21 protein-coding genes are annotated in these 21,869 nt (G+C 68.7%); 6 read left to right on the top strand and 15 right to left on the bottom strand.

Features of this window, described 5'->3' with window-relative positions; all coding sequences use genetic code 11:
• Positions 1-10: 10 nt before the first annotated feature.
• The 3 genes from FPJ27_RS35035 to lpxL form a co-directional block, all read right to left on the bottom strand.
• Positions 11-736, bottom strand: coding sequence for a DUF484 family protein (locus FPJ27_RS35035; protein WP_204425011.1), 726 nt, complete (start codon positions 734-736; stop codon positions 11-13).
• 37 nt (positions 737-773) lie between these two features.
• Positions 774-1,718, bottom strand: coding sequence for a diaminopimelate epimerase (gene dapF, locus FPJ27_RS35030; RefSeq protein ID WP_204425009.1), 945 nt, complete (start codon positions 1,716-1,718; stop codon positions 774-776).
• Between the two features lie 197 nt (positions 1,719-1,915).
• Positions 1,916-2,800, bottom strand: a complete 885-nt coding sequence (gene lpxL / locus FPJ27_RS35025; RefSeq protein ID WP_072437585.1) for a lauroyl acyltransferase LpxL — start codon at positions 2,798-2,800, stop codon at positions 1,916-1,918.
• A gap of 265 nt (positions 2,801-3,065) precedes the next feature.
• On the opposite strand from lpxL, the gene metK reads away from it, so the two are divergent.
• Positions 3,066-4,253, top strand: a complete 1,188-nt coding sequence (metK, locus tag FPJ27_RS35020; RefSeq protein WP_006482984.1) for a methionine adenosyltransferase — start codon at positions 3,066-3,068, stop codon at positions 4,251-4,253.
• A gap of 110 nt (positions 4,254-4,363) precedes the next feature.
• Here metK and FPJ27_RS35015 read toward each other — a convergent pair whose 3' ends face one another.
• Positions 4,364-4,705, bottom strand: a complete 342-nt coding sequence (locus FPJ27_RS35015) for a hypothetical protein (RefSeq protein WP_072437584.1) — start codon at positions 4,703-4,705, stop codon at positions 4,364-4,366.
• Between the two features lie 353 nt (positions 4,706-5,058).
• On the opposite strand from FPJ27_RS35015, the gene FPJ27_RS35010 reads away from it, so the two are divergent.
• Positions 5,059-5,832: a phytanoyl-CoA dioxygenase family protein gene (locus FPJ27_RS35010; RefSeq protein ID WP_034179319.1), complete on the top strand. Its 774-nt coding sequence runs from the start codon at positions 5,059-5,061 to the stop codon at positions 5,830-5,832.
• A gap of 144 nt (positions 5,833-5,976) precedes the next feature.
• Here FPJ27_RS35010 and FPJ27_RS35005 read toward each other — a convergent pair whose 3' ends face one another.
• The gene (locus tag FPJ27_RS35005) at positions 5,977-6,183 is read right to left on the bottom strand and encodes a DUF3185 family protein (protein WP_034179318.1); all 207 of its coding nucleotides are present in this window, start codon (positions 6,181-6,183) and stop codon (positions 5,977-5,979) included.
• Between the two features lie 185 nt (positions 6,184-6,368).
• Here FPJ27_RS35005 and mgrA point away from each other — a divergent pair, with 185 nt between their 5' ends.
• On the top strand, positions 6,369-7,412 hold the full coding sequence (gene mgrA, locus FPJ27_RS35000) for an L-glyceraldehyde 3-phosphate reductase (RefSeq protein ID WP_204425006.1): 1,044 nt from the start codon (positions 6,369-6,371) through the stop codon (positions 7,410-7,412).
• 108 nt (positions 7,413-7,520) lie between these two features.
• Here mgrA and FPJ27_RS34995 read toward each other — a convergent pair whose 3' ends face one another.
• Together FPJ27_RS34995 and FPJ27_RS34990 are read right to left on the bottom strand one after the other, a co-directional pair.
• Positions 7,521-7,706 (bottom strand): hypothetical protein, encoded by a 186-nt coding sequence (locus FPJ27_RS34995; RefSeq protein WP_072437673.1) that lies wholly within the window; start codon positions 7,704-7,706, stop codon positions 7,521-7,523.
• A gap of 302 nt (positions 7,707-8,008) precedes the next feature.
• Positions 8,009-8,890 (bottom strand): DMT family transporter, encoded by an 882-nt coding sequence (locus FPJ27_RS34990; RefSeq protein ID WP_204425004.1) that lies wholly within the window; start codon positions 8,888-8,890, stop codon positions 8,009-8,011.
• 813 nt (positions 8,891-9,703) lie between these two features.
• Here FPJ27_RS34990 and FPJ27_RS34985 point away from each other — a divergent pair.
• Together FPJ27_RS34985 and FPJ27_RS34980 are read left to right on the top strand one after the other, a co-directional pair.
• Positions 9,704-9,916 carry a hypothetical protein gene (locus FPJ27_RS34985; RefSeq protein ID WP_004198969.1) on the top strand — a complete coding sequence of 71 codons (213 nt, stop codon included), beginning with the start codon at positions 9,704-9,706 and terminating at the stop codon, positions 9,914-9,916.
• 56 nt (positions 9,917-9,972) lie between these two features.
• Positions 9,973-10,995 (top strand): serine/threonine protein kinase, encoded by a 1,023-nt coding sequence (locus FPJ27_RS34980; protein ID WP_083533980.1) that lies wholly within the window; start codon positions 9,973-9,975, stop codon positions 10,993-10,995.
• Positions 10,996-11,067: 72 nt separating this feature from the next.
• Here the strand turns inward: FPJ27_RS34980 and FPJ27_RS34975 are convergent, their stop codons facing one another.
• Together FPJ27_RS34975 and FPJ27_RS34970 are read right to left on the bottom strand one after the other, a co-directional pair.
• A complete protein-coding gene (locus tag FPJ27_RS34975; protein ID WP_204425002.1) occupies positions 11,068-12,510 on the bottom strand; it encodes a coniferyl aldehyde dehydrogenase in 1,443 nt (480 codons plus the stop codon).
• A gap of 39 nt (positions 12,511-12,549) precedes the next feature.
• Complete coding sequence (locus FPJ27_RS34970) at positions 12,550-12,906, bottom strand: hypothetical protein (protein WP_204425000.1); 357 nt, start codon at positions 12,904-12,906, stop codon at positions 12,550-12,552.
• A 333-nt stretch (positions 12,907-13,239) separates the two neighbouring features.
• On the opposite strand from FPJ27_RS34970, the gene FPJ27_RS34965 reads away from it, so the two are divergent.
• Positions 13,240-14,880 carry a GMC family oxidoreductase N-terminal domain-containing protein gene (locus FPJ27_RS34965; protein ID WP_204424998.1) on the top strand — a complete coding sequence of 547 codons (1,641 nt, stop codon included), beginning with the start codon at positions 13,240-13,242 and terminating at the stop codon, positions 14,878-14,880.
• 54 nt (positions 14,881-14,934) lie between these two features.
• On the opposite strand, the gene FPJ27_RS34960 is transcribed toward FPJ27_RS34965, so the two are convergent.
• Genes FPJ27_RS34960 through fliF form a run of 6 tightly spaced genes read right to left on the bottom strand, consistent with a single transcriptional unit; the run spans position 14,935 to position 21,796 of the window.
• Entirely contained in the window at positions 14,935-16,314 is a 1,380-nt protein-coding gene (locus FPJ27_RS34960; protein WP_204424996.1) for a flagellar hook-length control protein FliK, read from the bottom strand.
• Positions 16,315-16,345: 31 nt separating this feature from the next.
• Positions 16,346-16,804 carry a flagellar export protein FliJ gene (gene fliJ, locus FPJ27_RS34955; protein ID WP_072437578.1) on the bottom strand — a complete coding sequence of 153 codons (459 nt, stop codon included), beginning with the start codon at positions 16,802-16,804 and terminating at the stop codon, positions 16,346-16,348.
• Positions 16,805-16,809: 5 nt separating this feature from the next.
• Positions 16,810-18,375 carry a flagellar protein export ATPase FliI gene (gene fliI, locus FPJ27_RS34950; RefSeq protein ID WP_204424994.1) on the bottom strand — a complete coding sequence of 522 codons (1,566 nt, stop codon included), beginning with the start codon at positions 18,373-18,375 and terminating at the stop codon, positions 16,810-16,812.
• Complete coding sequence (fliH, locus tag FPJ27_RS34945) at positions 18,369-19,052, bottom strand: flagellar assembly protein FliH (RefSeq protein ID WP_072437576.1); 684 nt, start codon at positions 19,050-19,052, stop codon at positions 18,369-18,371. Before fliH ends, fliI begins: the two co-directional genes overlap by 7 nt.
• The gene (gene fliG, locus FPJ27_RS34940) at positions 19,045-20,040 is read right to left on the bottom strand and encodes a flagellar motor switch protein FliG (protein WP_175963322.1); all 996 of its coding nucleotides are present in this window, start codon (positions 20,038-20,040) and stop codon (positions 19,045-19,047) included. Before fliG ends, fliH begins: the two co-directional genes overlap by 8 nt.
• Positions 20,030-21,796, bottom strand: coding sequence for a flagellar basal-body MS-ring/collar protein FliF (gene fliF / locus FPJ27_RS34935; protein WP_204424992.1), 1,767 nt, complete (start codon positions 21,794-21,796; stop codon positions 20,030-20,032). The genes fliG and fliF overlap by 11 nt, the downstream gene beginning before the upstream one ends.
• Positions 21,797-21,869: the final 73 nt, after the last annotated feature.

The raw sequence follows: 21,869 nt of genomic DNA, 5'->3' as shown, positions 1-21,869 counted from the left end.
GCGTGCGAGGTCAGTGCGGCAGCAGGCGCGTGAGCGCCGCGCTCGCGAGCGTCGCGATCTGCGCGAGGAAGTCGGTGGCCATCCCGTCGTGGAAGCGGCGCGGATCGGGCGAACCGAGCACCAGCAGGCCGAACGCGGGCGCGTCGGCGCCGGCGAGCGGCGCGCGCAGTGCGAGCAGTGCGACCGATGCGGCCGAGCCGTCGCCGGCCGGCGCGGCTTCAGCGCCTTCCGCCGCATTCGCGGCCGGGGCGGCTACCGCGGGCGCGAGCCACTGCGCGGCCTCGAAGCCCGTGTTCGCGCCGCAGTACGGCGTCGACAGGCCGTTCGTGAACAGGCGCACTTCCTCGCCGACCTGGCGCGCGAAGTCGGCCTGCGCGTAGGTGTCGGCGACGTCCCACACGCGCAGCGCGGTTTGCGGCACGTCGAACACGTCGGCGATGCCGTCGGCGATCGTGCGCGGCAACGCGTACGGATCGCGTTCCGCGATCACGCGCGCGGTCCAGCGGCTGAACTTCGCGGACAGGCTGTCGTTCTCGTGGCCGTACCGCACGAGCTCCGCGAGGCGGCGCTCGAGATGCTTGTTCTTGTCGCGCAGCATCTCCATCTGCCGCTCCTGCAGCGAGATCGCGGCCTTGCCGTGCGGGTTCGCGAGACGGATCGTCGCGAGCAGTTCGGCGTGCTGCGCGAAGAATTCGGGATTGGCGAGCAGGTAGTCGGCGACTTCGCGATCGTTCATGTGGCTGGAGCGTTCAATTATCAAGGACGTTGCAGGGTCAGGCGTTCAGGTCGATCTCGCCTTCGAACACGGTCGTGGCGGGCCCGGCCATCATCAGCGCGGCGGTTTCGTCGCGCGCACCGTCCCAGCCGATCGTCAGCGTGCCGCCGTGCGTGTGCACGGTCACCGGCGAATCGAGCAGGCCGCGCCGGATGCCGGCCGCGACCGCCGCGCACGCACCCGTGCCGCACGCGAGCGTCTCGCCCGCGCCGCGTTCGTACACGCGCAGCTTCACTTCATTGCGCGACACGATCTGCATGAAGCCGGCGTTCACGCGCTGCGGGAAGCGCGCGTGGCGCTCGATCAGCGGGCCTTCTTCCAGCACGGGATACGCTTCGACATCGTCGACGACCTGCACCGCATGCGGATTGCCCATCGACACCGTCGAAATCCAGCGCGTCGCGCCGCCGACGTCGAGCGGCCACAGCGTGTCGCGGCCCTCCGTGCGACCGACGAGGCCCGACGCGCCCGGACCGGCCGTATCGAACGGCACCTGTGCCGGCGCGAACACGGGCGCACCCATGTCGACGACGACTTCGCCGTTGTCCTGCAGCGTCAGCGTGATCAGGCCCTTCATGACCTGCACGCGCACGCTGCGCTGGTCGGTCAGGCCGCGGTCGCTGACGAATTTCACGAAGCAGCGCGCGCCGTTGCCGCAGTGTTCGACTTCGCCGCCGTCGCAGTTGAAGATCCGGTACTTGAAATCCGCGCCTTCGACGGTCGGTTTTTCGACGAGCAGCAACTGGTCGGCGCCGATGCCGAAGTGCCGGTTGGCGAGCGCGCGCACCTGCGCTTCGGTGAGCGGCGGCAACGCGCGCGAGTAGCCGTCGAGCACGACGAAGTCGTTGCCCGCGCCGTGCATCTTGGTGAACGAGAGTTTCACTGGGTCCGGGATTCCATGGCGAACAAGGCGGCCAGCACGACGCGAACGGCCTGCCGCCATGCCGGGCGGCCTCGTTCGTCGTGCTGATCTCAGCCGTAAATGATACATGCAGCCGACAGGGGCGTCCCGCGCGGGCGGGGGGGGCGTCTGTTGCGCGGGCGGAAAGGGCGCGGTATCCGGCAGGCGCGCCGAAGGTGGCGAGAGCGAGGGCGCAGGCGCGCGCATGACGGCGCGCCCGCGGGTTTCGCCCGGCAGGGTCAGTACAGGCTCGGTTCGCCGGGCGGGCGCGTCTTGAAGCGCTTGTGGACCCAGTAGTACTGCTCGGGCATCAGCGGGATCTGTTCCTCGAGGAATTCGTTCATCCGCCGCGCGTCGAGATCGTCGTCGCCGGTCGGATACCGATCCCACGGCTTGAATACCTTCAGCCGGTAGCCCTTGTAGTTCGGCAGCACCTCGCCGATGAACGGCACGACCTGCGCGCGGCCCGTCTTCGCGAGCCGGCCGACGGCCGTCAGCGTGCAGGCCGGCACGCCGAAGAACGGAACGAACGTCGAGTTGCGCAGCCCGTAGTCCATGTCGGCGCCGAGCATCACGGGCTTGCGGTCGCGCAGCCAGCGCAGCACGACGCGCGCGCTGTCCGCGCGGCCGACCATCTCGGCGTCGAAGCGCCCGCGCGCCTTCTTCGCTTCTTCCTCGAGCACCGTGTTCGAGAACGGCTGGTAAAGCGACCCGCAGCGGCGCTGCAGCGACCGGTTGAGCCAGATCGAACCGGCTTCGATGCCGACGAAGTGCAGGCCGAGGAACAGCGTCGGCGGCAGGTCGGGATCGGTGAGGTCGACCGCGCTGTCGACCTGGATCAGCTTCTCGAGCTTCTTCGCGGAGCCGAACCATTGCACGCTGCGCTCGACGTAGCTGCGGATCGCATGGCGGAAATGCAGGCCGGCCACTTCCTCGCGCCGTTCGTCGCTCCAGTCCGGGAAGCAGAGTTTCAGGTTGGTGTGTACGATGCGTTTTCGCCGGCTGGGGATCTGGTACAGCAGCCAGCCGAGACCGTCGCCGAGCCGCGCGGTCAGGCCGTACGGCAACAGGGCGAGCAGCTTCAGGAAGCCGATGGCGAGATGCGTGCCGAGGCGGCCTAGCATGCGGCACCTCCGTGGGGCCGGATGGCCGGCGCGTTGCGAGCAGGGTGGTAAGACAGCGGAAGAAACAGCACGGGCGGCGCTCTGTGACAATTCAGGAAAGCCGCTATAATACGGGCTTCGCCGAGTTAACTGACAACTTGCGGGGCGAAGCCGGCTGGCGCGAAGCGCGCTGCCCGGTCCTGGTAATCCGCTAAAGCGTCGCCGCTTCAGGCCCAACGAAGCTGGCTACGTGAAACCAACCGTAACCACACAGGAGCCTGAAAAAGTGGCAAACGATTATCTCTTCACGTCCGAATCCGTCTCCGAAGGCCATCCGGACAAAGTCGCGGACCAAATCTCGGACGCGATTCTCGACGCCATCCTCGAGCAGGACAAATATTCGCGTGTTGCGGCGGAAACGCTGTGCAACACGGGTCTCGTCGTGCTGGCCGGTGAAATCACCACGACGGCCAACATCGATTACATCCAGATCGCGCGCGACACGATCAAGCGCATCGGCTACGACAACACCGACTACGGCATCGACTACAAGGGTTGCGCGGTGCTCGTCGCGTACGACAAGCAGTCGCCGGACATCGCCCAGGGCGTCGATCGTGCCCACGACGACAACCTCGACCAAGGCGCGGGCGACCAAGGCCTGATGTTCGGCTACGCGTGCGACGAAACGCCGGAACTGATGCCGCTGCCGATCTACCTGTCGCACCGTCTCGTCGAGCGCCAGGCCAGCCTGCGCCGCGACGGCCGCCTGCAGTGGCTGCGCCCGGACGCGAAGTCGCAGGTGACGGTCCGCTACGTCGACGGCAAGCCCGATTCGATCGACACCGTCGTGCTGTCGACGCAGCACGCACCGGACATCGAGCTGCCCGCGCTGCGCGAAGCCGTGATCGAGGAAATCATCAAGCCGACGCTGCCGGCCGACCTGATCAAGGGCGACATCAAGTTCCTCGTGAACCCGACCGGCCGGTTCGTGATCGGCGGCCCGCAGGGCGACTGCGGCCTGACGGGCCGCAAGATCATCGTCGATACGTACGGCGGTGCCGCACCGCACGGCGGCGGCGCGTTCTCGGGCAAGGATCCGTCGAAGGTCGACCGTTCGGCTGCGTATGCAGGCCGCTACGTCGCGAAGAACATCGTCGCCGCCGGCCTCGCGTCGCGCGCGCTGATCCAGGTGTCGTACGCGATCGGCGTTGCCGAGCCGACCTCGGTGATGGTCAACACGTTCGGCACGGGCCGCGTGTCGGATGCGGTGATCACGAAGCTCGTGCGCGAGCACTTCGACCTGCGTCCGAAGGGCATCATCAAGATGCTCGACCTGCTGCGCCCGATCTACGAGAAGACCGCTGCTTACGGCCACTTCGGCCGCGAAGAGCCGGAATTCTCGTGGGAAGCGACCGACAAGGCGCTCGCGCTGGCCGAAGCGGCCGGCGTGGAGCCGACGGCACGCGTCGCGTAAGCGTCGTTCGCCCGAAACGAAAAACCCCGGCATTGCCGGGGTTTTTTTATGGATTCCGATCGCCGGCGCAACGGCGGCGATCATGGCGGGCAGTGCCCGCCGGCGCTGCTTCAGCGCGCGCCGAACCCGAACCAGCCATTGCTGGCCGCGAGGCGGCGCGGCCGGTTGACGCGGCGTTGCGGGCCGAGCGCGCGGCGCAGCGCGAGCGCGCGCAGCGACGACGGCTTCTGCAGCAGCGAGCGCAGGCCGGCACGGCGTGCGAACGTTTGCGCGCTCATCATCGAGAAAAACGCGTGGAACCACGCGCGGATGCCGTCGAGCCGGCCGTGCGCGGGCGCGCGCTCGGCCAGCGCCTGCGTGCGTGCGCGGTGATGGCGCAGCGGGCGGGCAGGAGCGGACGGCGCGACGCGCTTCGCAGCGCGGTTGAGACGGGAAGTCAGACGGAATGGCATGTGAACGATGCTTCGCTTGTATGGATGGCGCCCTTGAAGAGCGCACTGGTATGAACGGCCTCGGATGACGCAACGGATCATATCGAAAGCCGCTGCGTGCCGCGCCCGCCAGAATTGACAGGCCGCGACAGGCTACAGGGGATTCATGACGGGCAAAAGTCGCGATAAACCCTTGTGCCGCAAGGCGTGTGCCGCATACCGCCTGTCGGTGAGGCCAGCGCCGTGCCGCACAGTTCCCTTGCGCCAGATCAAATCGGCGATTGGCATGCCCCTGCGTACGACAATGGCGCTGTTCGCGGCATCCGGCGCCGATTTACAATCGTCACATTCACACAATAAACGTCTGGCATCCCATGTCGTCTCCATTGCAGTCGGAATCGATCCGCGCGCAAGTCGCGGAATTGCGCGAACGCGGGTTCGTCGTCGCGCGTGGCCTCGTCGGCGAGCAGCAATGCGCGGCGCTCAAGCGGATTGCAGAGCGGCAGTTGCAGGAGGCTGCCGAGCCGATCGAGTTCGAGGCGGACCTGCGCTACCCGGGCGCACCCGAGTCGAAGCATGCGCCGGGCGGGCACACGGTGCGGCGGCTGCTCGATGCGTACTCGCGCGATCCGGCATTTGCCGAGCGCGCGGTCGCACCCGAAATCGGCGCGTGGATGCGCGAGTACTTCGGCGAAGAGCCCGTGCTGTCGCGCGCGCATCACAACTGCATGATGACGAAGCACCCCGCGTACGGCAGCCTGACGGGCTGGCATCGAGACTTCCGCTACTGGGCGTTCGAGCGTTCGGACATGGTGTCGGTATGGCTCGCGCTGGGGCCGGAAACGAACGAGAACGGTGCGTTGTGGCTCGTGCCGGGTTCGCATACGGCCGAATTCGGGCCTGAAGCGTTCGACGATGCGAAGTTCTTCCGCAGCGACCTGCCGGAGAACCGGAAGATGATCGACGCGGCCACGTGCCCGTCGCTCCAGGCGGGCGACGTCGTGTTTTTCCACAGCAACACACTGCATTCGGCCGGGCAGAACCGTTCCGACCAGGTGAAGTTCTCGCTCGTGTACACGTACCACGGCGCGAGCAACCGGCCGGTGCCCGGCACGCGCTCGGCGGCGAAGCCGGAAGTGCAGTTCTAGGTGCGGACCGGTCGGCGCGGCGAGGCCGCGACGATCACGCGATGCGGCGCATCGCGGGCGAATGAAGCAACGGGCGGCCTGGCTGCCTGTTTCGTTTTGCGCGGCCCGATCAGGGTGACGCGGGCCGTTCGCGCGGCTGCGCGATCAGCGCTTGCCGCCCGGCATCGCGAGGCCGATCAGGCCGACGAACGAAGCGACGGCGCCGCCCACGATCAGCAGGATCGTCTTCGTGGCGGGCGAGCCGGTGAAGAGGCGCGACATGTTGTCGTTGATCGAATGGAACGACTGGCCGCCGAAATACAGCAGCACGACGCCGCCGACGAGCAGCGCAACCGAGATGACGCGGGACATACCAACCTCGCTGAAACGGTGATTCGAGACGCCGCAGTGTAGGCGACGACCGCGGTCGCGTCCATCGCCGTGCGCGCATCGGCCGCCTTCGTTACCATAGCCGTCGAGCGTTTTCTTCGCCGCCGTCGCGCCTTGTGCGCGGCCGGCGCGCGCCCCTCCCTCCGACGTCCTGACGGGAAATACTCATGGCCTATGAAGCAGCTTCCGAACGTTATGTGGACATGCAATACCGCACCTGCGGCAAATCCGGGCTCAAACTGCCCGCGCTGTCGCTCGGCCTGTGGCACAACTTCGGCGACTCGACGCCGATCTCGACGCAGCGCGAGATCCTGCGCACCGCGTTCGACCTCGGCATCAACCACTTCGATCTCGCGAACAACTACGGGCCGCCGTACGGCAGCGCCGAAACCAACTTCGGCCGGCTGCTGAAGGAGGATTTCCTGCCGTATCGCGACGAACTGCTGATCTCGACGAAAGCCGGCTGGGACATGTGGCCGGGGCCGTATGGCAGCGGCGGCGGGTCTCGCAAGTACGTGCTCGCGAGTCTCGACCAGAGCCTGCAGCGGATGGGGCTCGACTACGTCGACATCTTCTATTCGCACCGCTTCGACGCGCACACGCCGCTCGAGGAAACGGCGGGCGCGCTCGCGTCGGCCGTGCAGCAGGGCAAGGCGCTCTACATCGGCATTTCGTCGTATTCGGCGGCGAAGACGCGCGAGATGGCCGAGTTGCTCGCGCAGTACAAGGTGCCGCTGCTGATCCACCAGCCTTCGTACAACATGCTGAACCGCTGGATCGAGAGCGACCTGCTCGGCGCGCTGGACGACGTCGGCGCGGGCAGCATCGCGTTCACGCCGCTCGCGCAGGGGCTGCTCACGTCGAAGTACCTGAACGGCGTGCCGGCCGACGCGCGCGTGAACAAGCCGGGCGGCGGTTCGCTGAAGCAGGATCACCTGAGCGCGGACAACCTCGAGCATGTGCGCAAGCTCAACGCGATCGCCGAACGGCGCGGCCAGAGCCTCGCGCAGATGGCGCTTGCGTGGGTGCTGCGCAATGGCCGCGTGACGTCCGCGCTGATCGGCGCGAGCCGTGCCGAGCAGGTGCGTGAAAACGTCGGCGCGCTGAAGAACCTCGAATTCTCGGCGGAAGAACTCGCGGAGATCGATCGTTACGCGACGGAAGGCGGCATCAATCTGTGGGAAAAACCGTCCACCGATCAGGCGATCTGACCGGCAGTCGATACGGCATGCGAAACATTGCATGCCAGTATCACCGTCTTGCAGACAGCACGTCGCATCGTTGCGGCGCAACGATGCGCGTCAGGCACGGATACGCCGCTAGAGCAGCGCAGGCAGACCTTCGACCAGCAATACCGCGACGCCGACGCCGAGGATGACGCCCAGCACGCGCATCAGGTTGTGGCGGAATTCGGTTGCGCACGGTACCGCGCCGAGAAATAGCGCTCCGGCCAGCGCCATCGGGATCAACAGGATGAAGTCGCCGATCGTGAAATAGGTCGTCATGCGTGTCTCCAGTGTCGGCCGGAGTGAGCGCTTCAGCGCTTGCTTCGGCCCCATGCCGGGTATTTCTAGTATTGGTCCGACCCGATTGCGAGCGGGGCGGTCAATTCGAGTATAGGCAACCCGGCGATGTTTTCGCTATCCGAACCATTAAAAATCAGCGGAAAGCCCAGCGAGTCGCGCATTTTTCCCGCAAGTTCGACGAACGCCTTGCACGCATCTTTCCCGTTCCTTTCGATTTCCGCGGAATTGTCGTATGTGTCCGATACAGGCCGCCGCACTTGCGGGCGCGGCGGCCTGTCCGCTTACGTGCGGTCGGGTCGCGTGCGTGCGGCCGGCGCGCGGAACACGAGCGCGAGCCCCGCGATGATCGCACCCATACCGGCGAGCGCGAGCGGTTCGGGCCGGTTGCCGAGCCATACGGCATCCATCACCGTGGTGACGACGGGCACGAGATAGAACAGGCTCGTCACGTTGACGAGATCGCCGCGCTGCATCAACCGGTAGAACAGCAGTTGCGCGATCACCGAAATCACGATGCCGAGCCACAGGAGCGGCACGACGAACGCCCAGCTCAGGTCGAACGAAATCGGCCGGAACGGCACGATCGCCACGCACAGCGCGAGACCGATCGCATTCTGCAGCGGCAGCACGTCGGCGGGTGCCGCGCGTACGCGTTTTTGCAGCAGCGAGCCGACGGTCAGTGCGACGAGCGCCGTGAGCGCGCACGCGATGCCCGCGAGCGGCAGGCCGGCATCGCCCACGCCGCGGCATACGACGAGCGCGAGACCGGCCAGCGACAGCGCGAGCCCCGCGACGCGTACGGGCTGCCAGTGTCGCTCGACGATCGCCAGCGTGAGGATCGGCTGCACGCCGAGGATCGTTGCGAGCACGCCCGGCGCGATCCCGCGCTCGAGCGCGAGCAGGTAGAAGATCGAATAGCCGCCCATCATCAGCAAGCCGGTCAGCGCGGCCATGCGCCGCTCGCTGTGCGGCGGCAGCCAGCGTTTGCGCATGAAGGCCAGTGCGAGCAGCACGAGCGACGCGAGCGCGAAACGCGCGGTGAGAAAGACGAACGCGGATGCGTGACGCAGACCGAGTTCAGCGAAGATCGCGCCGCTGCTCCACAGCAGCACGAAGAGCGACGTCGCTCCATGCGCGGCAAGCGCGCGTTTGAACGAAACCATGTGAATCCACCTGTCGAACGGATCGGAACGTTCCATCCGCGCGTGCAGCAGGGAGCCGTGCGTCACGACGCACGAACGAAGCCGACGGGCGAATGAAAGACGAAACGGAAGCCGGCTGGTCAGCCGGCGCGTGCCGCCGGAGGGGGCGGCGCGGCGCCGACGAGCGGCGGTGCGACAGGAGGCGGGAGGACCGACGGATGCGCGCACGCCTGCGGCCGCGCGTCGAACTGCGGCCGGGATTTTGCGAGGGCGGACGTGAGCGGATGCATCGTGTCGGAATGCGGTTGAACGCGAATGAACGTCAAAGGTACTGCAAGGTCGGCATCCGGCGCAACAACTGTCGGCGGCCCCGCATGGTGAAAGACGCGTTGCAGCGATGCCGCGCGATGCTTGTGCGCGGTGGCTGCGCGAGCCGTGTTCGGGACGGGGGAAGGAGGCTGTAGCGTGCGAGGCAAGCGGCGCGGTTCCGGCAGGCTCGGTCACGCGAAATCTCCTGGCGGCCCGGCACGCGGCAAACGATGTGCGCATTGCGTCGATCGCGTGCGCGCCGCGGCGCCGGGCGGATTCGGCGGGCAGTCACATTCGACAGGGTATGATGGGGGTATCCGCCCGTGCAAGCGCACGCGCGGCGCAGTGGTTGATTGGAGACATTCGACGAATTCGCGGCACTTCGCCCGCTTCTTCTTCTTTTCGCGCTTCGATAAACCGTGAACAATGGGATTACGCGCAACGCTCCGTCGAGAGCGGCGCGGATCGCGCATTTGCCGGCTCGCCAGCGGGCCGGGTTTCAAGATTCAAGAGTGGGGAACCATCATGCATGTCGGGTCGATTGTCTGCACTACCCATATCGCGGTGCCGAAGGGCGCGCGCGGCATCGTCCAGCGCATCCTGGGCGACATGGCCATGGTGACCTGGTACGCGGGCGTGCCGGGTGAGTCGAAAGAACTCAACACCGAGCCGTTCTTTCTCGAGGATCTGATCGACACCGGCGAATCCGTGCTGCCGGCCGGCGCGGCGCTCCACTAAGCGCATACCGCACCGGACGCTCGTCTTTCGGCCCGGCTGGCGGCACAATGCGGGGCATGACAGACGCCACTTCCGCTCCCGCTTCTCCTGCCAGCCCGCCGTTCGCCGGCCTCACGCCCGAGTGCGTGCTCGACGCGCTCGACAGCGTGCTGATGCCGGCCGGCCTGCGCACCGACGGGCGCCTGCTCGCCCTCAACAGCTACGAAAACCGCGTCTACCAGGTCGGCATCGAAGACGGCCCGCCGGTCGTCGCGAAGTTCTACCGCCCGGCGCGCTGGTCGGACGATGCGATCCTCGAAGAGCACGCGTTCGTCGCCGAACTCGCCGAGCGCGAGATTCCGGCGGTGCCTGCACGCACGTTCGACGGCCGCACGCTGCATGCGTTCGACGGCTTTCGTTTCTCGATCTTCGAGCGGCGCGGCGGCCGCGCACCCGATCTCGACCGCAGCGACACGCTCGAATGGCTCGGCCGCTTCATCGGCCGGATTCACGCGGTCGGCGCGACGCAGCCGTATGTCGCGCGTCCCGTGCTCGACATCAAGACGTTCGGCCTTGAGCCGCGCGATTACCTGCTCTCGCACGATTTCATTCCGGATGACGTAAGACCCGCGTACGAGACGGCGGTCGCGCTCGCGCTCGAAGGTGTCGAGGCCGCGTTCGAACGTGCGGGCGAGATTCGCCTGCTGCGCACGCACGGCGACTGTCATCCGAGCAACGTGCTGTGGACCGATGGCGGCCCGCATTTCGTCGATTTCGACGACAGCCGGATGGCGCCCGCGATCCAGGATCTGTGGCTGCTGCTGCCGGGCGATCGCGAAGGTGCGTCGCGCGCGCTGGCGGACCTGCTGGCAGGCTACGAGGATTTCTGCGAATTCGAGCCGCGCGAGCTGCATCTCGTCGAAGCGCTGCGCACGCTGCGGCTGATCCACTACGCGGCATGGCTCGCACGGCGCTGGGACGATCCCGCGTTCCCGGCCGCGTTTCCGTGGTTCAACACGCATCGTTACTGGGAAGCGCGTGTGCTCGAACTGCGCGAGCAGATCGGCGCGATGCAGGAAGGGCCGCTCTGGCCCGTGTGACGGCGCGCGCGGCACCGGCACCGCGCGGCAGGCGTATGCGGGCCGCGGCGCGATGTGCGCGGCCCGTCCGGTTCAGAACTTCAGCATCAGCTTGATCAGCGCGGCGAACCGCTTGCCGTACGGCGGCGCGAGCAGGTTGCGCGCGTTCAGGCGCGCCTGCGTGAGCACGGGCTTCATCTTCGAGAACGTCACGAAGCCGTCGTAGCCGTGGTACGCGCCCATGCCGCTCGCGCCGACGCCGCCGAACGGCAGGCTGCCGCACGCAATGTGCATCAGCGTTTCGTTGACCGACACGCCACCCGAGATCGTTTCGTGCATCACGCGGTCGATCGTGCCGCCGTCCTCGTCGAACAGATAGAGCGCGAGCGGACGCGGGCGCGCATTCACGTATGCGATCGCCTCGTCGAGCCGCTCGTACGGCACGAGCGGCAGCAGCGGCCCGAATATTTCCTCCTGCATCAGTTGCGACGCGGCCGGCACCTGCGTGATCGCGCACGGCACGAAGCGGCGCGACGCCGGGTCGGACTGCGCGTCGGACAGCGGGTGCAGTTGCGCGCCGGCCGCCTGCGCATCGCTCGCGAGTTGCTGCAGCCGCGCGTAATGGCGCGGCGACACGATCGTCGTGTAGTCGCCGTTGGCCGACAGGTCGGGATACATCTTCGCGAATCGTGCTCGCGCCCGCTCGATGAACGCGGCTTCCATGCCGCGCGGCAGCAACACGTAGTCGGGCGCGATGCAGGTCTGGCCCGCGTTCAGCGTCTTGCCCGCGACGATCGCGTCGACGGCCGCGTCGAAGCGTGCATTCGGTCCGACGATCGCCGGCGACTTGCCGCCGAGTTCGAGCGTGACGGGCGTGAGGTTGTCGGCGGCCGCGCGCATCACATGGCGGCCGACCTGCGTCGAGCCGGTGAACAGCAGATGATCGAACGGCAGCCCGCTGAACGCGGCGCCGACCTCCGCATCGCCGTTCACGACCGCGACGTGGTCGCGCGTGAAGGTCTTCGCGATCAATTGCTCGAACAGCGCCGACGTGCGCGGCGTCAGTTCGGACATCTTGACGATCGCGCGGTTGCCCGCCGCGAGCGCGCAGATCAGCGGGCCGGCCGCGAGCAGCACCGGGTAGTTCCATGGCACGACGATGCCGACCACGCCGAGCGGCTGCGGAATCACCTTCGCGCGCGCTGGGCGCAGCCACTTGTTCATCGGCTTGCGGATCGGCTTCATCCAGCGCTTGCCGTGCTTGAGCGCGTCGTCGATCTCTTCCTTCGCCATCCAGATTTCCGACAGCAGCACTTCCTGCTTCGCGCGATGGCCGAAATCGGCGCTGATCGCTTCGGCGAGCGCGTCCGCGTTGTCGATCAGCATCGTGCGCAGCGCGCGCAGGTGCTGCACACGCGTTTCCCATGCCGGATACGGTGCGCGCAGGTAGGCCGCGCGCTGGTCGCGCAGCAGCGACGTCAGCGCGTCGGCCGACGGCAGTGCTTGCGGGGCCAGTTCGGGCAGGTCGTTCTTCATGTTGTCTCCTCCAGTTGGGCCTGGCTTGTCGGCCAGCCGTCACGCCGCACGCGAGCGCTCGGCGAGCGCGGCGACGCGGATCGGGGTGGTGAGCGTCGCGCGGCGCGGGGCCCGATGCGACGCATGCTCGAAAACCGGTTGCAGCGTGGGGCGGGCGTCGCATCCGCGCGACGGTATCCGCATCCGAAAACCGCGCCGCGGCGTGTTCGCGCGCCGCGCGATACGCCTGCTGCCGGGCGCGCGACGCTGCAGCGCGAGCGCTTGCCGGTGCAGCGAAGCGGGGCAGTGCAACGCGCACGCCAATGCGGGTCGCAGCGCATCGCGCCGCCGCGGCGGACAGCCGTCCAAACGGTCGGCGACCACGCGTGCCGTTCGATTTCGATCGGCCGCGCGCATGTCGCTGCAGGTCCCCGCGCGGGCAGTCGTTTGAAATGAAATGCGGGCCGCGCGCGTCGCATCCGGGCAACCCGGTCGGCACGCGGCCTGCAGAACCTGGCGCTGCATCGTCGTCTCTCCCGTTTCGCGACGGATCGGCTTCTCGTGGCCGGCGCGTCGCGCGAAGCGAATCGATACATCTTAAATTTAGTTCACGCGGGCGTTTAGAGGAATCGCTCTTGAATCCGCGCGCCGCGCGCATGTCGGCCATTCCTACAATGCCCGAACACTACAAGAGGGGACGCGGTCGCGCGGCGGTGCCGGGCGCCTTCCATGACACGACGGAGACGTGACATGCAATACGACTACATCATCGTCGGCGGCGGTTCGGGCGGCTCGAGCCTGGCAGGCCGTCTCGCCGATGCCTGCCCCGACGCGACGATCGCGCTGATCGACGCCGGCTCGCATACGGAGCGCAACCTGCTCGTCAACATGCCGGTCGGCATCGCGGCGCTGGTGCCGTTCAAGCTCGGCACGAACTACGGCTACGAGACGGTGCCGCAGCCGGGCCTCGGCGGGCGGCGCGGCTACCAGCCACGCGGGCGCGGGATGGGCGGCTCGAGCGCGATCAACGCGATGATCTATACGCGCGGCCACCCGGGCGACTACGACGAGTGGGCGCAGCTCGGCGCAACGGGCTGGGGCTGGCAGGACGTGCTGCCGTATTTCCGCCGCGCGGAAGGCAACGAGCGCGGCGCCGATGCGTGGCACGGTGCGGACGGCCCGCTGTCGGTGTCGGATCTGCGCTTTCGCAATCCGTTCTCCGAACGATTCATCCAGGCCGCGCACGCGGCCGGCTATCCGCTGAACGACGACTTCAACGGCGCGACGCAGGAAGGCGTCGGCTTCTACCAGGTCACGCACCGCGACGGTTCGCGCTGCAGCGTCGCGCGTGCTTACATCTATGGCCGCAACCGGCCGAACCTGCACGTGATCACCGACGCGACGGTGCTGCGCGTCGGCTTTGACGGCAAGCGCGCGGTCGGCGTCGCGATATCGCGCAACGGCCGCGTCGAGACGCTCGGCGCGCGCGCGGAAGTGATCCTGTCGGCCGGTGCGTTCAATTCGCCGCAACTGCTGATGTGCTCGGGGATCGGCCCGGCCGAGCAATTGCGCCGGCACGGGATCGCGGTCGTGCAGGATGCGCCGGATGTCGGCACGAACCTGATCGACCACATCGACTTCATCATCAACACGCGCGTGAATTCGTCTGAACTGGTCGGCGTGTGCCTGCGCGGGATCGCGAAGATGACACCCGCACTCGCGCGCTATTTCTCGAGCCGCACGGGGATGATGACGAGCAATGTCGCGGAGGCCGGCGGCTTCATCAAGAGCGATCCGTCGCTCGAGCGTCCCGACCTGCAGCTGCATTTTTGCACGGCGCTCGTCGACGACCACAACCGCAAGATGCACTGGGGCTTCGGCTATTCGCTGCACGTATGCGCGCTGCGGCCGTTCAGCCGCGGCACGGTGGCGCTCGCGAGCGGCGATGCGCGCGACGCGCCGCTGATCGATCCGCGTTTCTTCAGCGATACGCGCGATCTCGACCTGCTCGTGCGCGGCACGCAGGCGATGCGCCGCATCCTGTCGCAGGCGCCGCTCGCATCGCAGGGCGGGCGCGAGCTGTACACGCGGGCGGACCAGAGCGAAGCGGAGCTGCGCGCGACGATCGTCGCGCATGCCGACACGATCTATCACCCGGTCGGCACGTGCCGGATGGGCTCCGATGCGCGCGCGGTCGTCGATCCGCAACTGCGCGTGCGCGGCGTCGAAGGGTTGCGCGTGGTGGATGCGTCGGTGATGCCGACGCTGGTCGGCGGGAACACGAATGCGCCGTCGGTGATGATCGGCGAACGCGCGGCGGACTTCATCGTCGCGGCGCGCAGGGGCGGCGTGCCGCGCGGCGAGGCGGCCGCGGCGGTGCACGGCCGCTGAGCGGCGCGCACCGGGCGGCGGCCGGCGCAAGCCCGTTATTAGCGGGAACAGGCCCTATGCAAACGTATCGACGAGGCCGGCGCGGCTCACGCTCGCGGCGGCCGGTGCGGATTGCGCAGCGTCGGCGGGTGCATCGACGGCTGACGATCCGCCGTGCCCGCGGCGCGGCGACTGGCCGCCGGCGAAGGTCTGTTGCGGGTTCTGCTGCTGCGATGCGAAGCCGCCGTCGCTGACGGTCGCGCTGCCGAGCCCGAGCCCGCCCGCTTCCATCGCTTCGCGCAGCTTCGGCAGCGCGGCTTCGACCGCGTCGCGCACCTGCGCATGCTGCGACACGAACAGCGCGTGCGCGTGGTTGTCCGCGACGCGCAGCACCACCTGCAGCGGCCCGAGATCGGGCGGGTTGAGCGTCAGCTCGGCGCTCTGCTGGTGCGCGTTCGACAGGAACACGACCTTCTGGCTCAGCGCGTCCGTCCAGTCGGCGGTGCCGACGTGCGGCGCGAGCACGTGCGTGTTGGCGGCGGCGATCGCGCTCGCCGCCGGCGACAACTGCAGGTTCGCCTGCGCCGCGGCCGCAGCCGATGCACCGGCCGCGAGCGTCGCGCTGGCGGCCGGGTCCGTTGCGTCGCTGGCGGCCGCGAGCGCATGCTGCGCGCCGGTCTGCGCGTTCGCGTCGGCCTGCAGCGCCTGCGCGGTGGCCTGCGTCGGCGTCTGCTGCGTGGCGAGCGCCCCTTTCGCGTCGGCGAGCGTGCGGTCGAACGTCGGCACCTTCGGCGTCAGCGGTGCGGCGGCGGTCGATGCAGAAGAGGCAGACGATGCCGCTACCGATGTCGAAGCCGTCGTGCCGCTTGCGGGCGTCGCGATCGCGCCCGAGCCGCCGGTCAGCTTGGCGAGCGCCGCTTGCAGCGCGTCGCGGCTCGACGCCGGCGTGGCCGGCTGGGCGGCCGCATCCCCGGCCGCGTGGTCCGCCAGCGCGGCCGTCGCATCGGGCTGGCCGGACACGGCCGTCTTTTGCACGGTAGTGGCGGCGGCGGTAGCGGTAGCCGTAGCGATAGCGGCGGCATCGGCCGGCGTCGCATTGTCCGTGCGCGCCTGCAGTTGTGCCTGCACGGCCGCGGCGGCCGCGAGCGCGCCGGCGTCGGGGTTGGTGGTGGCGTTCGCGGCGTCGGTCGATTGATCGTCGTCGGTGCCGGACGGCTTCGTGCCGGCAGCCGGCTTCGACGAAGCCTGCGTCGTCGAAGCATCCGGCGTGGCGGGATTCGCCGCGTCGCGCCGCGTGGCGACGCTTTGCTTCAGCGTCTGCGCGAACGGCACGGCGGCCGTGGCGGTCGCGGCGTCGTTGCCGGCGGCGGTGCCGGACGAACCCGCGCCGCGGGCGGCCTTGAGTGCGGCGCCGGCGGTGTCGATCAGCGCGCCGAGCAGGGGCAGGGGAGGCATGGCGGTTCTCTCGTTCGAATGCGGTGGTCGGTTACGACGAGCGGGCCGCGTCGGCCCGCATGCGCAGGATCTTCGCGGCGTGTTCGTCGGCGTCGCGCTGTTCGCGCCGGGCGTCGAGCCGCGCTTCCTGCGCGACGCCGCGCGCCTGCAGGATTTCATACGAGCCGACGGTGCGTTTCTTCTGTTGCCAGTTCGGGCGTGCCTCGTCGATGCGGACTTCGGCCGCGGCCAGCACGTTGCGCTGCTGCGCGATCGCGGCGTCGAGCGTGTCGATGAACGCCTGGAAATTGCGCCAGTTGCCGGCCGGCATCCCGTGCTGCGCGGATTGCGCGAAGCGCGCGTGGTATTCGTCGCGATAGCGCAGCAGCGCATCGAGCTGCTCGGTAGCCGCGGTGCGGTCGCGCTGCGCGGTGCCGAGCTGCTTCGCGGCCGTGTCGAGGTCCTCCTGCGCGCGGTCGAGCAGCAGTTGAAGGGGAAAGCCGTGAGCCATCTTGATCAGCCTCCGTAAGCGTCGAACAGCGCATCGAGCCCAGCGAGGCTCGACGCGAACGGCGCGCATTCGCGAAAGCCCTGCTGCAGGAACGCCTCGATGCGCGGATAGAGCGCGATCGCGCGGTCGAGCTGCGCGTCGCGTCCGGGTGCGTACGCGCCGACCGCGATCAGGTCGCGATTGCGCTGGTAGCGCGACAGCATCTGCTTGAACTGCCGCACGTGGTCGAGATGCGTTTCGTCGATCAGCGCGGTCATCGCGCGGCTGATCGACGCCTCGATGTCGATTGCCGGATAGTGGCCGGCCTCGGCGAGCGTGCGCGACAGCACGATGTGGCCGTCGAGGATCGCGCGCGCCGAATCGGCGATCGGGTCCTGCTGGTCGTCGCCTTCGGTCAGCACCGTGTAGAACGCGGTGATCGAGCCGCCGCCCTCCGGCCCGTTGCCGGTGCGTTCGACGAGCGCGGGCAGCTTCGCGAACACCGACGGCGGATAGCCCTTGGTCGCGGGCGGCTCGCCGATCGCCAGCGCGATCTCGCGCTGCGCCATCGCGTAGCGCGTCAGCGAATCCATCAGCAGCAGCACGTGCTTGCCCTGGTCGCGGAAATATTCGGCGAGCGACGTCGCGTAGGCCGCGCCCTGCATCCGCAGCAGCGGCGACACGTCGGCCGGCGCCGCAACGACGACCGAGCGCGCGAGCCCGTCCTCGCCGAGGATCTGTTCGATGAATTCCTTCACTTCGCGGCCGCGTTCGCCGATCAGCCCGATCACGATCACTTCCGCGCTCGTATAGCGCGCCATCGTGCCGAGCAGCACCGACTTGCCGACGCCGGAGCCCGCGAACAGGCCCATTCGCTGCCCGCGGCCGACGGTGAGCAGCGCGTTGATCGCGCGCACGCCGACGTCGAGCACGTGGTGGATCGGTTCGCGTTCGAGCGGGTTGATCGACGGCGCCGACAGCGGCGCATCGACCTTCGATGCGAGCGGGCCGAGGCCATCGAGCGGGCGGCCCGACGCGTCGACGACGCGCCCGAGCATCTCCCAGCCGACCGGCAGCCGCTTCGCGCCCGCGAGCGGATCGGCGACGGGCGCGCTTTCGAGCGGCCACACGCGCGCGCCGGGCAGCACGCCGGCAACGTCGGTAGTCGGCATCAGGAACAGGCGGTCGCCGGCAAAGCCGACGACTTCCGCTTCCGCGTGCGGCAGCGTGCTGCCGGGCGGCAATTCGATCGTGCATTCGGCGCCGACCGACAGGCGCAGCCCGATCGCCTCGAGCACGAGGCCCGCCGCGCGCGTGAGGCGCCCGCACGGCCGCAGCGGCAGCGCGCGGTGGCTGCGCGCCGCGAGCCCGTTCAGGTGCGTGCGCCAGTGCGCGAGATGCGGATTGTGCGGCGCGCGCGGCGCGGCGTCGGGTGCGGCGTCGGGTGCGGCGGCCGTTGAAGCGGTCGCATGCGGTTTCGTGTCGTGTGCGGTGTCGTGCGCGCCGGCGGGGCCGAACGACGCGAGCGCGAGTTCGCGCTCGAGCGGCGTCATGCCGTCATGCGCGAGCGATTCGGGCGACCGCGTCACCACGTGCTCACCTTGCCGATCGCGGCGGCGACGCGCTGCCAGCGCGTGGGCAGCGTCGCGTCGACCTCGCCGGTCGCGGCGTGCGCGCGGCAGCCGCCGCGCTCGATCGACGCATCGGTGCGCACGTTCCAGCCGAGCGTATCGAGATCGTCCTGCAGATAGGCTTCGACGACGGGCAGGTCGGCCGGATTCACCGCGAGATGCGGCGCGCCGGACAGCGCGGGTTCGGCCGCGAGCACGTCGCGCACGGCCGCGACGAGCGCGGCCGGGTCGTGCTTCACGTGCTGGCGCACGACCTGCTGCGCGATATCGAGCGCGAGTTGCGCGATGTCGGAGGCAAGGTCGTGCTCGGCGCTCGACACGGCCTCGCGGAACGACGCGGCGAGCGCCGCGAGCTGCGCGGCCTGTTCGCGCGCATCGGCCTGGCCGGCCTCGAAGCCCTGTTCGCGGCCCTGTTCGAAACCGGCCCGGTAGCCGAGCGCCTGGCCTTCGACGTGGCCGGCCGCATGGCCTTCGGCGTGCGCGGCATCGCGCACGCGCTGCAGTTCCTCGGCGAGCGCGGCGGCGGCCGCTGCCGCGTCGTCGGGCGGCGGCGGGGGCGGCGGCGGGTCGAACGACGCCATCTCCCACCGCTGGTAGGCGGTGAGGGTGCCCGCGCGATCGCTCGCCGAATCAGACATACGCGTCTTCCGCCTTGCCGCCGATCGCGATCTGGCCGCTCTCGGCGAGGTTGCGCACGATCTGCAGGATGCGGCGCTGCTGCGTCTCGACATCGGACACGCGCACCGGGCCGCGCGCGTCGAGATCCTCGGCGAGCAGTTCGGCCGCGCGCTGCGACATGTTCGCGAGGAACTTCTGGCGCAGCGCGGGCGGCGCGCCCTTCAGCGCGATGATCAGCGTTTCCGATTCGACTTCCTTCAGCACCATCTGGATCGCGCGATCCTCGAGGTCGAGCAGGTTCTCGAACACGAACATCTGGTCGATGATCTTCTGCGCGAGATCGGCGTCGTACTGGCGCACGCTTTCGAGCACGCCTTCCTCATGCACGCTCGTCATGAAGTTCAGGATCTCGGCCGCGGTGCGGATGCCGCCCATCGGGCTGCGCTTCAGGTTGTCGCTGCCGGACAGCAGGCCGGTCAGCACGTCGTCGAGCTCGCGCAGCGCGGCCGGCTGGATGCCGTCGAGCGTCGCGATCCGCAGCAGCACGTCGTTGCGCAGCCGCTCGGTGAAGCACGACGCGATCTCGGACGCCTGGTCGCGGTCGAGGTGCACGAGGATCGTCGCGATGATCTGCGGATGCTCGTTCTTGATCAGTTCGGCCACCGCGCCCGAGTCCATCCACTTCAGGCCCTCGATGCCGCTCGTGTCGCTGCCCTGCAGGATGCGGTCGATCAGCACGCCGGCCTTGTCCTCGCCGAGCGCCTTGGTCAGCACCGAGCGGATGTAATCGCTCGAATCGAGCGACAGCGCGGTGTGCTCCTCGGCTTCCTTCACGAAGTCCTGCAGCACGCTCTCGACCTGCTCGCGCGTGACGTTCTTCAGCGCGGCCATCGCGGCGCCGATCTTCTGCACCTCGCGCGGCGCGAGGAACTTGAATACCTCAGCGGCCTCTTCCTCGCCGATCGACATCAGCAGCAGCGCGCTCTTGGTCAAGCCTTCAGCGTTCATCGGACACCCAGTTCTTCACGACGGTGGCGACGATCTTCGGATCCTGGCGGGCGATCGTGCGCGCGTAGTCGAGGTTGCGTTCGTAGCGGTTCTTCTCGGATTCGAAGCCGAGCAGCAGCGGATCGGGCTCGTCGTCGGCCTTGACCGGCGCCGGCAGGCCGTCGAGCACGACCGGATCTTCCGGCGCCGCGAGCGCCGGCGCGGCCGGCTCGGGCGGCGGGAACGCGCGGCGCATGGCCGGGCGCACGAACATGAAGTAGAGCGCCGCCGCGGCCGCCGCGATGCCGAGCCACTTCGCGGCTTCCTTCGCCATCGCGATCATGTCGGGCTGGCGCCACCACGGCAGGTCGGCGTACGGATCGCTCGCGGTCGAGAACGCGCTGTTCACGACGTTCACCGAGTCGCCGCGCTTCTCGTCGTAGCCCATCGCGTCCTTCACGAGCTGCTCGACCTGCGCGAGCTTCGCGGGCGGCAGCGGCTGCATCGTCACGTGGCCCTTCGCGTCGGCGACCGGCTGGTAGTTGACGACGACCGCGACCGACAGCCGCTTCACGCTGCCCATCGGCTGTTCGAGATGGCGGATCGTCTTGTCGAGCTCGTAGTTGGTCGTCTGGTCCTTGCGGTCGCTGACCGGCGTCGTCTGCGGCGCGTTCTGGCCGTTGCCGGTGACGATCGGCGCGGAAGCCGGCTGCGGCGGCGTGTTCGACAGCGCGCCAGGCACGCCCGACGCGCCGCCCTGCGCGAGTTCGGTTGCGCTGCTGGTCTGCTGGCTGCGGATCGCGGCCTGCTGCGGCACGCCGTTCGGGCCGTAGCTTTCCGACGTCTGTTCGATCTTCGAGAAATCGAGGTCCGCGCTGACCTGCGAGCGCGCATTGCCGGCGCCGAAGATCGGCGCGAGTATCGCGTCGATGCGCTTCTGCGTGTTGTGCTCGACCTGCTGCACGTACTTGAGCTGGCTCGCGTCGAGGCCGGACGCCGATGCCGACTGGGTCAGCAGGTTGCCGTCCTGGTCGACGATCGTCACGTTCTTCGCGGGCATGTCGGGCACGCCGGACGACACCATCCGCGTGATCGCCTGGACCTGGCCCTCGTCGAGCACGCGACCCGGGTAGAGGTCGACGAACACCGACGCGCTCGGCGCTTCCTTGTCGCGCACGAATACCGACGGTTTCGGGATCGCGAGATGCACGCGCGCGCCGCGCACGGCGTTGATCGATTCGATGGTGCGCTGCAGTTCGCCTTCGAGCGCGCGCTGGTAGTTGATCTGTTCGGCGAACTGGCTGATGCCGAATTTCTGGTTGTCCATCAGCTCGAAGCCGACCGAGCCGCCCTTCGGCAGGCCCATCGCGGCGAGCTTCAGGCGCGTTTCATGTACCTGGCTCGACGGCACGAGGATCGCGCCGCCGGCATCGGCGAACTTGTAGGGAACGTTTGCCTGCTGGAGCGCGGTGATGATCGCGCCGCCGTCGCGGTCCGACAGGTTGCTGTACAGCACTCGGTAGTCGGGCGTCCGGCTCCACAGCACGAGCGCGGTAATCGCGGCGATCGCGAGCGCGGCGGCGATCAGGAACGGCAGCTTCGGGTTGCCCTTCATCCGCGAGATGCCGGGAATGCGCTCCGCGAAGCCGCCGAGCCCGAAGTCCGCGCCGGCGACGCCCGCGCCCGGCAACGCGGCGGCCGCGGCGGCGCCGGGCGCCGGGCTGGCGAGGCCCGCGCGGGCGTCGGGGTTGATCAGCGAGTTGGCCTGCGAATCCATGCGTCGAGTTTCTCCGGAGCGGGACGACTGAGCTCGCTCGGGCGAGCGGGCGGACAATGACACGATGCGATTA

It is taken from the genome of Burkholderia sp. MS455 (genome assembly GCF_016899445.1).
In the GTDB taxonomy this organism is placed as follows: Bacteria; Pseudomonadota; Gammaproteobacteria; order Burkholderiales; family Burkholderiaceae; genus Burkholderia; species Burkholderia pyrrocinia_C.
Note: the sequence above shows the minus strand (reverse complement) of the source record. Positions and strands in the feature narration are given on the sequence as shown.